This window comes from Sphingomonas sp. SFZ2018-12 (genome assembly GCF_022496715.1).
In the GTDB taxonomy this organism is placed as follows: Bacteria; Pseudomonadota; Alphaproteobacteria; order Sphingomonadales; family Sphingomonadaceae; genus Sphingomonas.
The window spans coordinates 563911-578431 of record NZ_WTFM01000001.1 but is presented as its reverse complement, the minus strand read 5'-3'; the positions used below and the strand labels follow the sequence as shown (position 1 = coordinate 578431).

The window sequence follows — 14521 nt, the reverse complement described above, 5'->3', positions numbered from 1 at the left end:
AGAGCATATGGCAGCCCTTCCTTACGTCACTTCTCCTGGGAATATTGATCGCGCGCTGACCGGGATCAAACAGGCCGCAGTACCGGAGAGAGTGAGCCAAGATTTTGTAAAAACAATTTTAAAGATTCCCGGCGGATCGGGCGACCAGATGACCTCTTTCTTAAAAAAAGTTGGGTTCACAAATGCAGACGGCTCCCCCACAGACCTGTATAAGAAATTCCGAAATCCTGCTCAGTCCGGCGCATCTGTCGCTGCGGCAATTCGCGCCGCATACGCACCGTTATACCTTCGTAATGAGTTTATGCATGAACTTTCTGACGAGGCCCTTGTAGGCTTGGTAACGGAAGAAACGGGGCAAGCTCATGACTCCGGACCAGTGAAGTTAGTTTGTGCATGCATTAAGCACCTAAAAAGCTTTGCCGATTTTTCGCAAAGTAGCGAAACAGCCTATTCAGGGCCGTTATCGGCAACAACCCATGAAACACCAACGCAACCGCTTGTCGAAAGTCCGATTTCACCGCAGTCGTTCGGATTAAATTTGGGATATACAATAAATCTCAACCTCCCGGCGACATCAGACTCAGAAGTCTTCAATGCGATCTTCAAGAGCCTTAAGGAGCACCTTCTGAGATCATCCGATGCCTAGTCGTCCTGACGGCCTCATCCGCGCCTTTGGGATGAGCGGGCTTCAGATCGCCTCAGAGATGTCGCGGATCGAGCACGCGTTCGAGATCGATTTGGGATGGGCACAGGGTCGCACCAAAGGCCGAAAAGCCGCCGAATACGAGCAGTTCGAAGCGGTGCTTCGTTCAGAAGCATCGCGCATGTCGGAATTTTATGAGATTTTCTATTGTCTTGAGAACTCCATCAGACGCCTCGTCTCAGACATTATGTTTGAAGCGGAAGGGGCAGACTGGTGGCAAAGCGAACGTGTCGATGAGAAGCGAATTCGCGATCAAGTCGGGCCTCGACGCAGGAAAGAGGTCGATAACGGTATCACTCCCCGATCTGACAATCTAATCGATTATACTACTTTCGGTGAGCTATCTCAAATCATTACAGACAATTGGGAGTTATTCGAACCGGTATTCAACTCCAAGTCAGCCGTGAGTAATGTGTCGAATCAACTTAACCTACTTCGGGGGCCGATTGCGCATTGCAATCCAACTGACGAGCTTGAGCAAGATCGGCTTAATCTGGCCGTTCGATCTTGGTTTCGACTGATGTCTTGAATTTCGTCCGGACGTTTGATTTATCATATACGAAACAGAGCGGCGCTGTTATCGCTTGTTTTTCCAAAATTAATTAAGGCGCCTTGACCTAGTTCTATTGCCTTGCGAGCACGCCCTCGGATCAAAACATGCCCTAACCTTGGGCCCTACCCTAACACCCCCAGCCACCCCAACTCCGCCTGCACCCCCGCCGCATCCTCAAATCGCACCGCATGAATGCCCATCGCTGCCGCCGCCGTCACATTGGCGGGATTGTCGTCGATGAACATCGCTTCGTCTGCGCGCAGCCCGAAGCGGGCGAGCGCGAGGCGGTAGATGGCGGGGTCGGGCTTCACCAGTCGCTCCTCGCCCGACACGACGATGTCGCGGAAACGGTCGAACAGGGCCGCCTGGGTCGCGCGGAACGGGGGCCAGAACTCGGCGGAGAAATTGGTGATCGCGAACAGCGGCACTTGCGCCGCGTCCAATTGCTCGACGATCTCGACCATCCCGTCGACCGGGCCGGGCAGGCTTTCGTTGAAGCGCGGGCCCCAGGCGGCGATCAGATCGGCATGTTCGGGAAACTGTGCGATCCGCTCGGCGGAGGTTTCCGCGAACGGCCGGCCGGCGTCGTGCTGGAAATGCCATTCCTCGTTCACGACATCGCGCACGAAGGCGTCAAGCGCGGCCGGGTCGGCGATCAGCCGTTCATAGAGGAAGCGCGGGTGCCAGCGGAACAGGACGTTGCCGATATCGAAGATGACGGCGGAGATCCGGGGCGATGCCATGCGCTGCTCGGCAATATTGGGGCGAACTAACGCAAACGGCCCGCGTCTCCGGTCAGGGAGAGGCAGGCCGGTTCAGCGCGACCGATCGTGGTTCAGCCCTGGCGGGCCTTGAACCGGCGATTGGTCTTGTTGATCACATAGATGCGGCCGCGACGGCGAATCACACGATTGTCACGGTGCCGCCCCTTGAGCGACTTGAGGGAATTGACGATCTTCATGACCGGCTCGCTTGGCTTTCAATAGGTGTCGGGGTTCCGGGGTGGCCCGGAAAGAGCGTGCCGCCTAACGATTGACCGCGCGCAAGTCAAGCCGCGCGCGTCCCCCGGCGATGCTGGCCGTCGCCCGATTTCTGTCGCATAGCGGGTGCGGCGGGCGGTTCGTTGCCCGCGACAGGAGACTGGCCATGTTCCGTACCCGCTCCCTCCTTCCGATGACCGCGCTGGCGGCGACGATCCTTGTGGCGGGATGCGCCACAACGCGGCGCGCCGGGCCGGTCGACGTCACCCGCTATCATCTGGGCGGCGCGATTCCCGTGGGCACCGTCGCGGTCGAGCCGGTCGGCGGCCAGCTTGCCACCGGGCCGGAATATCGCACTTATGCCGGTGCGGTACAGGCGGAAATGGCGCGGCTGGGCTTTGCCGCCGCGGCCGACCCGCGCACCGCCGACTATGTCGCCGCGGTCGGGTTCCAGCGCCGCCCGGTCGGCACGGTGGAAAAGCCCGCGCCGGTGTCGATCGGCGTCGGTGGCGGCGGGATCAGCGGCGGCCGGCGCGGCGGCGGGGTCGGGCTGGGCGGCGGCGTCGGTTTCGGCATCGGCGGCGGCACGCGCGAGGTGCTGGCGACCGACATCGTCGTGCAGTTGCGGCGTCAAGGGGACGCGACGGTGATCTGGGACGGCAAGGCCACGACCCAGGCGATCGCCCGCACCGACGATGCGCAGCCGGTCGCCCAGGCACAAAAGGTCGCATCCGCGCTGTTCAGGGACTTTCCCGGCGAGTCCGGCATCACTATCAGGGTCAAATGAGCATCGACATCAATGCCGTGTTCGACAGCGGCAATATTCGCCTGGTCGCGATCGAAGGCGACCGCATCGACCTTGAGATCGTGCCCGATCATCAGTCCGATTTCTATCAATGGTTCCATTTCCGCGCCGCCGGCGCGCGCGGGCGCACGCTGACCTTCCGGATCCTGAATGCGGGCGGCGCGGCCTATGCGTTCGGCTGGCCGGGCTATCGCGCGCGGATGAGCACCGATCGTGCGCACTGGCGGATGACCGACACCGATTATGCCGGCGGAGTCCTGTCATTCACCCATCAGTTCAGCGGCGACGTCGCCTGGTTCGCCTATTTCGCGCCCTATGCGATGGAGCGTCATCACGACCTGATCGCGCGGATCGGCGCGCGCGAAGGCGTCCGCCACCGCACGCTCGGCCGTTCGCTCGACGGGCAGCCGATCGATTGCCTCGAACTCGGTACCGGCGCGAAGCAGGTCTGGCTCTATGGCCGCCAGCATCCCGGCGAGAGCATGGCCGAATGGTGGATGGAGGGCGCGCTCGAGAAGCTGACCGACGCGCAGGATGCGACCGCGGCCAGGCTGCGCGCGGCGGCGACGCTGCACATTGTTCCCAACATGAACCCCGACGGGTCGCGGCGCGGGCACCTGCGCACCAACGCCGCCGGCGTCAACCTCAACCGCGAATGGCACGCCCCCACCGCCGAACGCAGCCCGGAAGTGCTGTGCGTGCTGGCGGCGATGGACGCGACCGGCGTCGACTTCGCGATGGACGTGCATGGCGACGAAGCGATCCCCGCCAACTTCCTGGCCGGGTTTGAGGGGATTCCGAGCTGGACCGATGCGCTGGGTGCGAAATTCAACCGGTTCGCCCACGCGCTGGAGGCCACGACGCCGCTGTTCCAGACGCAGCGCGGCTATGAAAAGGCCAAGCCGGGCAAGGCCAATCTGGCGATGTCGACCAACCAGCTGGCCGAGCGATTCGGCGCGGTCGCGATGACGCTGGAAATGCCGTTCAAGGACCATGATCCCGCGCCCGACCCCGAATTCGGCTGGTCGCCCGACCGGTGCAAGTTGCTCGCGCACGCCTGCCTCGACACGCTGGCCGGGATGATCGACGACCTGTAAGCCCTCATCCCGACGACTGTTGCCGCAGAGCCACAGTCGCGGCGGTTTCCGTGCGCGCGCATGTCGATTGACGCTTTTGTCGCGGGCGCATCCCTGCTTTCTGCCGCGCATCCCGAACCGGCGCGTATCGCCGGCGCGGGGGTCAATGCCGGGTGACCGGCGGCGACCGTGTATGTGTTGCGTAGCGTAAGGAAGTAGAAAATGTTGTATTCGCGTAACGCCGGCCTGATGGCCGGTTGCGCCGCCGTGGCGCTGTCCATGTCGCTGATCGCCGTTCCCGCCCACGCGCAGCAGACGCCCGCCGCCCCCGCCGAGCCGCAGGCCGAAACGCCCGAGACCCAGACGGATCAGGACCAGCGCGACGAAGCGATCGTCGTGACCGGTTCGCGCATTGTATCGCCCAACGCCACGTCGATCGCGCCGGTGCAGACGACGACCATCCAGCAGATCACCGATTCGGGCATCACCAATGTCCAGGAACTGCTGCTCGAAAATCCGGTGTTCGGCGCGCCGACCTTTGCACGCACCAACACCGCGTTCCTGACGTCGGGCACGGGCGTCGCCAGCATCGACCTGCGCAACCTGGGCACCGCGCGCACGCTGGTCCTGATCAACGGCCGCCGCGTCGTTTCCGGCGTGCCGGGATCGGCGACCGTCGACACCAACGTTATCCCGACCCAGTTCCTGCAAAGCGTCGACACGCTGACCGGCGGTTCGTCGTCAATCTATGGCTCCGACGCGGTCGCGGGTGTGGTCAACTTCCGCTATCGCGACAATTTCGAAGGGCTGGAAGCCAACGCGCAATATGGCATCACCGAACGCGGCGATGATCCGCGCTATCAGGCGAACATCACCTTTGGCGCGAACCTGGCCGATGGCCGCGGCAACATCATGCTGCACGCGGGCTATTCGAACGAAGGCGGGCTGCTGTCGCGCCGTCGCCGCAACACGGTGCTCGACGATATCGACACCTTCCTGGCGACGGGCGAGAACCCCGCCGATTATGGCACGCCGCTGGAGCCGTTCCTGTCCGGTTTCGCGCCGCAGGGCCGCTTCACCGCCGGGGGTCAGTCCTTTACCTATGACCCGCAGGGCAATCTGCAGACCGGGTTCAACACCAACGTCAACGGTTTCAACCGCCAGTTCTTCCGCACCATCGCGGTGCCGGTCGAACGCTATCTGTTCGCCGGACGCGCGCATTATGACGTGACCGACAGCGTCCGCGTTTATGCCGAAGGCACGTTCAACAACACCAGCTCGTCGCGCGAGATCGAGCCGTTCGCGCTGGGATCGGAAAACATCTTCCCCGCCTCCGGCGGCCTGGTGCCGATCGAGACGTTCGTGAACGGCGTGGCGGTGCTCAACCCGCTGGTGCCCGGCGCGATTGCGGCGGCCGCCCAGGACGAGGATGGCGACGGCCTGCGCGACATTTCCTTCGCCCGCCGGCTGAGCGATATCGGCACCCGCAACGGCAGCACGTCGCGCGACTTTTATCGCTTCGTCGTCGGCCTGGAAGGCGACCTGTTCGACAACCGGTTCCGCTGGGACGTGTTCTATAATTATGGCCGCACGTCGGAATCGCAGATTTCGAACGGCCAGGTGAACGTGCTCAACTTCGCCAACGCGCTGGCGGCGATCCCCGACGTCAACGACCTGAACAACAACGGATCGACCACCGACGCCGTCTGCGCCAGCGCGACCGCGCGGGCCCAGGGCTGCGTGCCGATCAACGTGTTCGGCGCCGGATCGATCACGCCAGAGGCCGCCCAATATGTTCAGGCGCCCCAGTCGTTTCAGACGCGCATCACCCAGCAGCAGATCCAGGGCAGCCTGTCGGGCGAGCTGTTCGACCTGCCCGCCGGCCCGCTGGGCATCGCGGTCGGTGCGGAATATCGCAAGGAATCGAGCACCGAGAACAACGATGCGCTGACCAATGCCGGGCTGAACGGCGGCAACGCCATTCCCGACACGGCGGGTTCGTTCGACGTGCGCGAAGTCTTTGGCGAGTTGCGCATTCCGGTGCTGGCCGACACCCCGTTCTTCAAGTCGCTCAACCTGACCGCGGCGGGCCGCATCTCCGACTATTCGACGGTCGGCACGGTCTATACCTGGAATGTCGGCGGCGACTGGGAGCCGTTTGACGGCCTGCGCGTGCGCGGCACCTATGCCCGTTCGGTGCGCGCGCCAAACATCGGCGAGCTGTTCACCGGTCCGTCGCAGACCTTCCCCACCGGTCTTCAGGATCCGTGCGAGGGCATCGGTGCGACGGGCGGCGGCACGATCGGCGACAATTGCCGTGCGGCACCCGGCGTGCTGGCCAACATCGCGGCCAACGGCACCTTCACCCTCACCCAGCCCGACGTTCAGGGGATCAGCGGCTTCAACAGCGGCAATCCCGACCTGAACGAGGAAAAGTCGCGCTCCTACACCTTCGGGGCGGTGCTGGCACCGCGCCAGCTGGGCGGCATTTTCGAGCGGCTGAGCCTGTCGGTCGATTACTTCAACATCGACGTCGAGGATTACATCACCTCGGCCCCGCGCCAGTTCACGCTCGCGCAATGCTATGAAGCCGGCGACAAGGACTTCTGCGACCTCATCCAGCGCCGCGCGACGCCGACCGCATCGAACAGCGCGGGGTCGCTCGAGTTCATCGACGCGCCGCTCATCAACGGTGGGTCGGCGGCGACCGAGGGCATCGACGCGGTCGTGACCTGGAACACCCCGGTGCGGGTGCTGTCGGATACCGGCACGATCGGCCTGCGCGTCGCCTATACCCACCTGCTCAAGGGTTATGTCATCCCGCTCGAAGGAGGTCAGCGTGACGACTTTGCCGGCGAAATCGGTTCGGCCAAGGACCGCTTCACCGCATCCTTCAACTATGCCGACGATGATTTCCGCTGGAACGTGACCGGCACCTATATCGGCCGGTCGGCGGAAGATGACCTGACGCTCGAAGCCTATGGGCTGGAAGCCGAGGACATCACGGTTCCGGCGCAATTCTATCTCGACACCCAGTTGAGCTGGACTGCGGCGAAGACGTATGAGTTCTATGTCGGCGTCGACAATGTGCTCGACAATGACGCGCCGAACATCCTGTCGGGGTCGGTGTTCAACGTGACCGGCACCGACACGGCCGCGGGCGTCTATGACGTGTTCGGCCGCCGCTTCTACGCCGGCGGACGCATCCGCTTCTAAGTCCGGCGACATAGACCTGTTGAAACGGGGAGGATGAGGCAAAACCTTGTCCTTCCCGTTTCAGCGTTTAGGGAGCGTCGAGACAACTCCGCTCGAAAAGGCCCCCATCATGCCCCAGCTCGTCCTGATCCGCCACGGCCAGTCGGCGTGGAACCTGGAAAACCGCTTCACCGGCTGGTGGGATGTCGACCTGACTGACCAGGGCGTCGCGGAGGCGCGCGCGGCCGGGCAGCTGCTCGCGGAAAAGGGCCTCGATTTCGATCTGTGCTTTACCAGTCTCCAGTCGCGCGCGATCCGCACGCTCAACCTGGTGCTGGAGGAAATGGGGCGGCTGTGGCTGCCGGTCGAGAAGGACTGGCGGCTCAATGAGCGCCATTACGGCGGGCTGACCGGGCTCAACAAGGCCGAAACCGCGGCGAAGCACGGCGAAGAACAGGTGCATGTATGGCGGCGCAGCTTCGACGTGCCGCCGCCGCCGATGGAACCGGGCGGCGCGTTCGATCTCTCGAGCGATCGGCGCTATGCCGGCATCGCGGTCCCGGCGACCGAGAGCCTGAAGGACACGATTGCGCGCGTTCTGCCCTATTGGGAAGCGCGGATCGCGCCCGAACTTCGCGCGGGCAAGCGCGTCGTCATTTCCGCGCACGGCAATTCGCTGCGCGCGCTGGTCAAGCATCTCTCGGGCATCTCCGACGCCGACATCACGGGTCTGGAAATCCCCACCGGCCAGCCGATCGTCTATGAACTCGACGATCAGCTGGGCGCGACCGACCGCTATTATCTGAACGAGCGGTAACGGCATGCTCGCGCTGCGCCGCGCGCGCGCGAATGACCTCGACGCGCTGCGCGGGCTGATGGCGCGGGCAATCGCCACACTGCAGCGCGATTTCCTGACCCCGGCCCAGATCGAGGCGAGCCGCGCGGTGATGGGGCTCGATAGCCAGCTCATCGCCGACGGCACCTATTTCGTGGTGGAAGCCGCCGGCGACCTGGCCGGATGCGGCGGATGGAGCCGGCGCGCCACCCTGTACGGCAGCGATGCCAGCACGACGCTGCGCGAGCCGCGTCTGCTCGACCCCGCGACCGACGCTGCGCGCATCCGGGCGATGTACACCGATCCCCGCCATGCCCGGCGCGGCGTCGGACGCATGATCCTGGCTGCCTGCGAGCGCGCGGCGGCCGGCGAAGGCTTCACCCGGGCCGAGCTGATGGCGACGATGGCCGGCGTGCCGCTCTATCGCGCCGCAGGATACCGGCCGGTCGAAGCCGTGACGGAGCATCGCGGCGGCGAGCCGGTCCCGTTGCTGCGCATGACCCGCGCGATTGGCGCGGCGGCATCCGTCCTTGCCCCACCCCCCGACGCGCTCTAGAGGCTGCGCTTCCTGAATTCGGGCTCCGGGACTTGGGCATGACACCATTGGTCGGCATCATCATGGGCAGCACTTCCGATTGGGAGACGATGCGCCATGCCGCCGACGCGCTCGCCGAACTGGGCGTCGCGCACGAGGTCAAGGTCGTCTCCGCCCATCGCACGCCGAAGCGGCTGGTTGATTATGCCGAACAGGCGGCCGGGCGCGGGCTGAAGGTCATCATCGCCGGCGCCGGCGGTGCCGCGCACCTGCCCGGCATGGCGGCGGCGATGACGCACCTGCCGGTGCTGGGCGTACCCGTCGAATCCAAGGCGCTGAGCGGCATGGACAGCCTGTTGTCGATCGTCCAGATGCCCGGCGGCATCCCCGTGGGCACGCTGGCGATCGGCAAGGCGGGCGCGACCAATGCCGGGTTGCTGGCGGCGGCGATCCTGGCGACGCACGACGCGGCGCTGGGCGAGCGACTGGTGGCATGGCGCGCGCGCCAGACCGAAGATGTGGTGATCGACCCGCAATGACGACGCCCGGCCTGCTGCCCCCCGGATCGACGATCGGCATCATCGGTGCCGGCCAGCTGGGCCGGATGATCGGCGTGGCGGCGGTTCAGCTCGGCTATCGCACCCACATCCTGGCACCCGAGAGCGGGCCGGCCAACGATGTCTGCTTCGCGTTCACCCGCGCCGCCTATGACGATCCCGACGCGCTCGCCGCCTTTGCCGAGGCAGTCGATGTCGTCACCTATGAGTTCGAGAACATCGCCGCCGATCCGATCGCGGCGATTGCTGCAACCGTGCCGGTACGCCCGTCGGTCGCGGCGTTGCGCGTCGCCCAGGACCGGACCGCGGAAAAGCGCTTTGTCGAGGATCTGGGCGGGCGCGCGGCTCCCTGGCGCGAGGTCGACAGCCGCGCCGGGCTGGATGCGGCGATCGCCGCGATCGGTTGCCCCGCGATCCTCAAGACGACGCGGTTCGGCTATGACGGCAAGGGGCAGGCCCGGCTGCACACCCCCGCCGACGCCGATGCAGCATGGGCCGCGATCGGTGCCGCGCCAGCGATCCTCGAAGGGTTCGTGCGGTTCGCCCACGAATTTTCGATCGTGCTGGCCCGCGGTGCCGACGGGGCGATCATGGGCTACCCGCCGCCGGTCAATGTGCATGCCGATGGCATTCTTGCCAGTTCCGCCCTCCCCGCCCCGGCGATGGTCGCAAGCCAGTGGACCGAAGCCGCTGCGCTGGCCGGCCGGGTGGCCGAGCGGCTCGACTATATCGGCGTGCTGACGCTCGAGTTCTTCGCCACCGACACCGGGCCGGTGTTCAACGAAATGGCGCCGCGCGTCCACAATAGCGGCCACTGGACAATCGAGGGCGCGCAGACCAGCCAGTTCGAAAACCATGTCCGCGCGATCTGCAGCCTGCCGCTCGGGCCGACGGGGCTGACCGCCCGAGCGGTGCGGATGGAGAACCTGATCGGGGATCAGGTGACGCGCTGGCCGGACCTGATCGCGCAGGATGACGCGCATCTGCATCTCTATGGCAAGCATGAGGCCCGCCCGGGGCGCAAGATGGGGCATGTCACCCGGATCGAACGCTAGCCGCCGCCAGCTGGGACAATCTTGCTGCAGTGCGCCAAGTTCGACCCGGCTGACGCTACGACAACGCCGCTGAACCTGCCAACTGCCATCTTGACGCGCCCTGCTGCATCAGCGAAGGCTTGGGGCGATGAAAAAGCTCCTTTTGTCGCTGGCAACCGCCTCTGTTGCCCTCGCCCTCACCGCCTGCGGTGAGCCCGAACCGGAAGTCGTGGACTCGCGCGCGCCCGATCCGCTCGCCGCCGAAAAGGCCAAGAAGGGCCCGGTCGAGCTGCCGCCGTCGATCCGGGCCAGCGTCAGCTTCCGCTGTGAGGACAACAGCCTGCTGTACGTCGACTTCTTCAATGGCGACAAGCTCGCCAATATCCGCCTGGACACGAAGGACGGCCTGCCGACCCAGTTGCGCGCGGAAAATGCCGGCGATCCCTATACCGGCAGCGATTACACGCTGAAGGGCGACGAAAAGAACGTCACTCTTACCAAGCCGGGCGGCGGTACGCTGAGCTGTCACCTCTGATCGCGCGATCGCCCGATTTCCTTTCGATCGGGGGCCGGTGGCACATGCCGCCGGCCCCTTTTTATCGACCGCATGATCCCGATGCGTCTCGACTTCGCCCGCATCAGGCGGGATAGTCGGGCGAACATGGCTCGAAAGGAACAGGACGCGGCATGGCGACGATCGCGATCTACAGCCTGAAGGGAGGCGTGGGGAAAACCACGCTGACCGTCAATCTGGCGTGGTGCGCGGCGATGCTGTCGGCGCGGCGAACGCTGGTATGGGATCTCGATCCCCAGGCCGCGAGCAGCTTTCTGCTCGCCCCCGAAAAGCGCGCCAAGGACCAGGCGCAGGCGGTGTTCACGAAGGACGTCGAGGTCGCCAAGCTGATTCGTCCGACGGCGTTCGAGCGGATCGACCTGATCGCCGCCGATACCTCGCTGCGCGGACTCGACATCGTCTTTCACCAGCTCGACAAGAAGAAGCGACTGGCCAAGCTGCTCGGCGATCTGGGCCAGAGCCATGACCATGTGCTGCTCGATTGCCCGCCGGGACTGACCGAAACGAGCGAACAGGTGATGCGCGCCGCCGACCTCATCGTCGTGCCCGTGATCCCATCGACGCTGTCCACGCGCGCCTTTGGTGAAGTGAGCGCGCATCTCGATCGCATCGGGGCGAAGAAGCTGCGGGTTCTGCCCGTGCATTCGATGGTCGATCGCCGCCGCCGCCTGCATGGCGAGGCGATCGCGCGTCACCCCGACTGGCCGGTCATTCCCGCCGCCAGCGCGATCGAGGCGATGGCAGCGACCGGCAAGCCGGTGGGATCGACCGCGCCGCGCAGCAAGCCGGCCCAGGCATTCGCCGCGCTGTGGCAGCGGATCGAGCAACTGTTGGTCCAGGAAAAATGACGCGATGTCGGGCCTGAACGAGCTCGACCCCGGCATGGTGCTCAAGGCCTATGCGATGGGCGTTTTCCCCATGGCCGATCATCGCGCGGCACAGAGCGTCTACTGGGTCGAGCCCAAGCTGCGCGGCATCCTGCCCATCGACCGTTTTCACCTGTCGCGATCGTTGCGCAAGACGATCGCCGCCGATCGCTATCGCGTCACCGCCGACGCCGCGTTCGCCGACGTCATCCGCCTGTGCGCCGAGGCCGCGCCCGACCGGCCCGATACCTGGATCAACGGCCCGATCGAGCGAGTCTTCCTTCGGCTCCACGCGCTGGGCTTCGCGCATTCGGTGGAATGCTGGGACGGCGACCGGCTGGTCGGCGGGCTGTATGGACTGGCGCTCGGCCGGGCCTTTTTCGGTGAGAGCATGGTCAGCCGCGCGCGCGATGCCTCAAAGGTGGCGCTCGCCTGGCTGGTCGCACGGCTGCGGATCGGCGGCTTCACGCTGCTCGACTGCCAGTTCCAGACCGATCACCTTGCCTCGATGGGAACGATCGAGGTCGCGCGCGCCGACTATATGGCGTTGCTCGGTGCCTCGCTCGGCGCGACCGCCGGGGGCGTCGCCGTCGGCGCGCCTTCGGTCGAGGGGGACTGGTCGGCGCTCGACCGTCTGGGGCCGGATGCCGGGCTGGGCGCACTGCCCGCCGCCACCGTATCGGGCCCGGTCGCCGGAAAGGTCATCGCACAGCTTTTGGGCCAGACGTCGTAGACCGCGTGGCGCACGACGTTGAGCGCGGGGCGTTCGGCGAAGACCCAGCCCGAGAAGGCGCGACCGGCGCTGTTGTCCGACTGGCGCACGATCAGCTGGACGAACGCGCCGGTCAGCTGTTCGGCCTCCCACGGCGCGGTGCGCTCGCATGCGCGCAGCCGGACGATCGCGTCACCGAAGCGCGCGCTCTGTCCGGGCTTCAGCCGGAACTCGCGGGTCTCGCCATTGCGCTTGTTGAGTACGCCGATCACCGCCACGCGATCGGCCATCGGCGTGGCCCCCGGGACGCTGGCGGCGGCGCCGTCGTCGACGGTCACGACGTCGCTGCCCACCGTCGCCTCCGGAACCGCGATCGCGATCGTGCTGGAGACCGGCTTCCGGGTCGTGCTGGCGACAAAGCCGCGATAACCGAACCACGCCGCCGCCGCGAGCACGCCCGCGATCACGACGCCGATAAGGACACGACGCGCGGTCACGCGTCGGGCGTCCACGCCTCATAATCGCCGGCGGCGGCATGACGGTGGCCGCCGCGGTCGAGCGCGCCGGGCGGACGGTACGCCGCCGGGGTGCCGGTCAGGTTGGGGACGGGAAGCTGTTGCCACGCGCGCGGCGGCGGCAGCGCGTCGTCGGGAACGCCCTCGATCTGGTGATGCAGCCAGCTGAACCAGGCGGGCGGCACCCGGCTGGGGTCGTTCGCGCCCTTGTAGATCACCCAGCGGCGCGGCTGGCCGTTGGTGTCCGTCCCGCCCTGGAAATATCGGTTGCCGAGCGGGTCGACGCCGACCTTGCGCATGCCGCGCAGCGCCAGCGTGGTGCCGATGGTGGCACCGTTCCACCAGGTGAAGATCGACGACAGGATACCCATATGCGCCCGATAGCTGCTTGGCCCGGCGACGACAACCGCCGATGCGATCGACAGCCGGCGCGCTAACCTGCCGGGGCGTCGAACCCCTCGAAGCGCACCCGATCGCCCGGTGCGATTCCCAGCGCGGCGGCGCGGCCGGCGCGAAGCTCGAGGACGGCCGACACGGGCTCGCCCGACGGGATCTGATCTTCGGAAAAGGGCGTGGTGCCCGCCGCGATCCGCGCGATCGTCCCATCGGGGCGAATATAGATGATGTCGAGCGAGGTCGGGGTGTTCTTCATCCAGAAGCTCGCCTCGCGCGGGCCGCTGCCATCCGGCGGATAGGGATAGAAGAGCATCCCGCCATTTTCCGGAATGTCGCGACGGAACATCAGGCCGCGCTGTTGCTGGGGTATGGTGCTGGCGGTTTCGACCTTGAACCACTGCGTGGCGCCGGCGCGCGTCTCGATCGAGACCAGGACCAACCCCGCTGCTTCCTCGGCCGCGGTCAGCGTCCGGTCGGCGCTGCCGCCATTGCATCCGGGAAGCCCGCACGCGGCGAGCAGCAAGGCGAGAGCTGGCACGCGCATGGACGCGATCAGCCGGGCTGGCGAACCGCGACCGCGAGCGGGCCCTTTTCGCCGTCAGTAATCCGCGCCTCGACGGACTGGTCGGGTTCGACATGCTCGATGCCGGCGACGCGCAATGTTTCCATATGCACGAAAATGTCGCCCGGCCGGCCGTCGCGAACTAGGAAGCCATAGCCCTTCAGGCGATTGAACCACTTGACCTTGACCGGCTCGAACGGGCCGGCGACGTCCAGCAACTGCAACCGCTCCGCACGGTCGCTGGGGCGCGCGCGCAGCGATTCGACCGCGGTCGATGTGTCGATGTCGACAATCGCGCGCGCCTGAAAGCCGCGCTGGCGCCGCACCGCGCGGCAGGTGATCCGCGCCCCCTCGGGCAGGCTGCGGCGCTTATGTTCTTCAAGTACCGAGAAATGAACCAGAATGTCCCCGATGCCCGCATCATCTGCAACGATGAAGCCGAAGCCGCGCGCGACATCGAACCACTTGACCGAACCGCTGACGAGCATTTCATCTGCTTCTTCGGCAGCATTGGAAACCGCAATGTCGGACGCATCGTCGATATATCGATCCGATGCGCGCGTTGTCTCAGCACGCATAGTCCACCTTCCCCCGGGGACGCTTTCTAACACGAGCCTTGGCCG

General features: G+C 65.6%; 17 protein-coding genes and 1 pseudogene. 12 read left to right on the top strand and 6 right to left on the bottom strand.

The window, feature by feature from the left end; genetic code table 11:
• The first annotated feature begins 7 nt into the window (after positions 1-7).
• Both GO308_RS02730 and GO308_RS02725 read left to right on the top strand, forming a co-directional pair.
• Positions 8-646, top strand: a complete 639-nt coding sequence (locus GO308_RS02730) for a DUF5343 domain-containing protein (RefSeq protein ID WP_240883722.1) — start codon at positions 8-10, stop codon at positions 644-646.
• Positions 639-1232 carry a Swt1 family HEPN domain-containing protein gene (locus tag GO308_RS02725; RefSeq protein WP_240883721.1) on the top strand — a complete coding sequence of 198 codons (594 nt, stop codon included), beginning with the start codon at positions 639-641 and terminating at the stop codon, positions 1230-1232. The genes GO308_RS02730 and GO308_RS02725 overlap by 8 nt, the downstream gene beginning before the upstream one ends.
• 146 nt (positions 1233-1378) lie before the next feature.
• Here the strand turns inward: GO308_RS02725 and GO308_RS02720 are convergent, their stop codons facing one another.
• Both GO308_RS02720 and ykgO read right to left on the bottom strand, forming a co-directional pair.
• Complete coding sequence (locus GO308_RS02720; protein ID WP_240883720.1) at positions 1379-1999, bottom strand: HAD family phosphatase; 621 nt, start codon at positions 1997-1999, stop codon at positions 1379-1381.
• 92 nt (positions 2000-2091) lie between these two features.
• The gene (gene ykgO, locus GO308_RS02715; protein ID WP_066482602.1) at positions 2092-2217 is read right to left on the bottom strand and encodes a type B 50S ribosomal protein L36; all 126 of its coding nucleotides are present in this window, start codon (positions 2215-2217) and stop codon (positions 2092-2094) included.
• 185 nt (positions 2218-2402) lie between these two features.
• Here ykgO and GO308_RS02710 point away from each other — a divergent pair, with 185 nt between their 5' ends.
• From GO308_RS02710 to aat, 10 genes are all read left to right on the top strand, one after another.
• Positions 2403-3023 carry a DUF4136 domain-containing protein gene (locus tag GO308_RS02710; protein WP_240883719.1) on the top strand — a complete coding sequence of 207 codons (621 nt, stop codon included), beginning with the start codon at positions 2403-2405 and terminating at the stop codon, positions 3021-3023.
• Entirely contained in the window at positions 3020-4138 is a 1119-nt protein-coding gene (locus GO308_RS02705) for a M14-type cytosolic carboxypeptidase (RefSeq protein WP_240883718.1), read from the top strand. The genes GO308_RS02710 and GO308_RS02705 overlap by 4 nt, the downstream gene beginning before the upstream one ends.
• A 201-nt stretch (positions 4139-4339) precedes the next feature.
• Complete coding sequence (locus GO308_RS02700; protein WP_240883717.1) at positions 4340-7333, top strand: TonB-dependent receptor; 2994 nt, start codon at positions 4340-4342, stop codon at positions 7331-7333.
• A gap of 109 nt (positions 7334-7442) precedes the next feature.
• On the top strand, positions 7443-8129 hold the full coding sequence (gene gpmA, locus GO308_RS02695) for a 2,3-diphosphoglycerate-dependent phosphoglycerate mutase (protein ID WP_240883716.1): 687 nt from the start codon (positions 7443-7445) through the stop codon (positions 8127-8129).
• A gap of 4 nt (positions 8130-8133) precedes the next feature.
• Complete coding sequence (locus GO308_RS02690; protein WP_240883715.1) at positions 8134-8703, top strand: GNAT family N-acetyltransferase; 570 nt, start codon at positions 8134-8136, stop codon at positions 8701-8703.
• A 38-nt stretch (positions 8704-8741) separates the two neighbouring features.
• Positions 8742-9221, top strand: a complete 480-nt coding sequence (purE, locus tag GO308_RS02685; protein ID WP_240883714.1) for a 5-(carboxyamino)imidazole ribonucleotide mutase — start codon at positions 8742-8744, stop codon at positions 9219-9221.
• Positions 9218-10294: a 5-(carboxyamino)imidazole ribonucleotide synthase gene (locus GO308_RS02680; protein ID WP_240883713.1), complete on the top strand. Its 1077-nt coding sequence runs from the start codon at positions 9218-9220 to the stop codon at positions 10292-10294. Before purE ends, GO308_RS02680 begins: the two co-directional genes overlap by 4 nt.
• 127 nt (positions 10295-10421) lie before the next feature.
• Positions 10422-10808 carry a hypothetical protein gene (locus GO308_RS02675; protein ID WP_066482624.1) on the top strand — a complete coding sequence of 129 codons (387 nt, stop codon included), beginning with the start codon at positions 10422-10424 and terminating at the stop codon, positions 10806-10808.
• Positions 10809-10960: 152 nt separating this feature from the next.
• Entirely contained in the window at positions 10961-11695 is a 735-nt protein-coding gene (locus GO308_RS02670; protein ID WP_066482627.1) for a ParA family protein, read from the top strand.
• Between the two features lie 4 nt (positions 11696-11699).
• A complete protein-coding gene (gene aat / locus GO308_RS02665) occupies positions 11700-12446 on the top strand; it encodes a leucyl/phenylalanyl-tRNA--protein transferase (protein WP_066550443.1) in 747 nt (248 codons plus the stop codon).
• Positions 12447-12481: 35 nt separating this feature from the next.
• Here the strand turns inward: aat and GO308_RS02660 are convergent.
• From GO308_RS02660 to GO308_RS02645, 4 genes and pseudogenes are all read right to left on the bottom strand, one after another.
• Positions 12482-12715: pseudogene (locus GO308_RS02660) on the bottom strand (DUF2155 domain-containing protein); the annotation flags it as partial.
• A gap of 203 nt (positions 12716-12918) precedes the next feature.
• Entirely contained in the window at positions 12919-13311 is a 393-nt protein-coding gene (locus GO308_RS02655; RefSeq protein ID WP_066482631.1) for an NADH:ubiquinone oxidoreductase subunit NDUFA12, read from the bottom strand.
• 62 nt (positions 13312-13373) lie between these two features.
• On the bottom strand, positions 13374-13880 hold the full coding sequence (locus GO308_RS02650; protein WP_066482633.1) for a DUF192 domain-containing protein: 507 nt from the start codon (positions 13878-13880) through the stop codon (positions 13374-13376).
• 8 nt (positions 13881-13888) lie between these two features.
• Positions 13889-14476, bottom strand: a complete 588-nt coding sequence (locus GO308_RS02645) for a cold shock domain-containing protein (protein ID WP_066482635.1) — start codon at positions 14474-14476, stop codon at positions 13889-13891.
• Between the last annotated feature and the right edge of the window lie 45 nt (positions 14477-14521).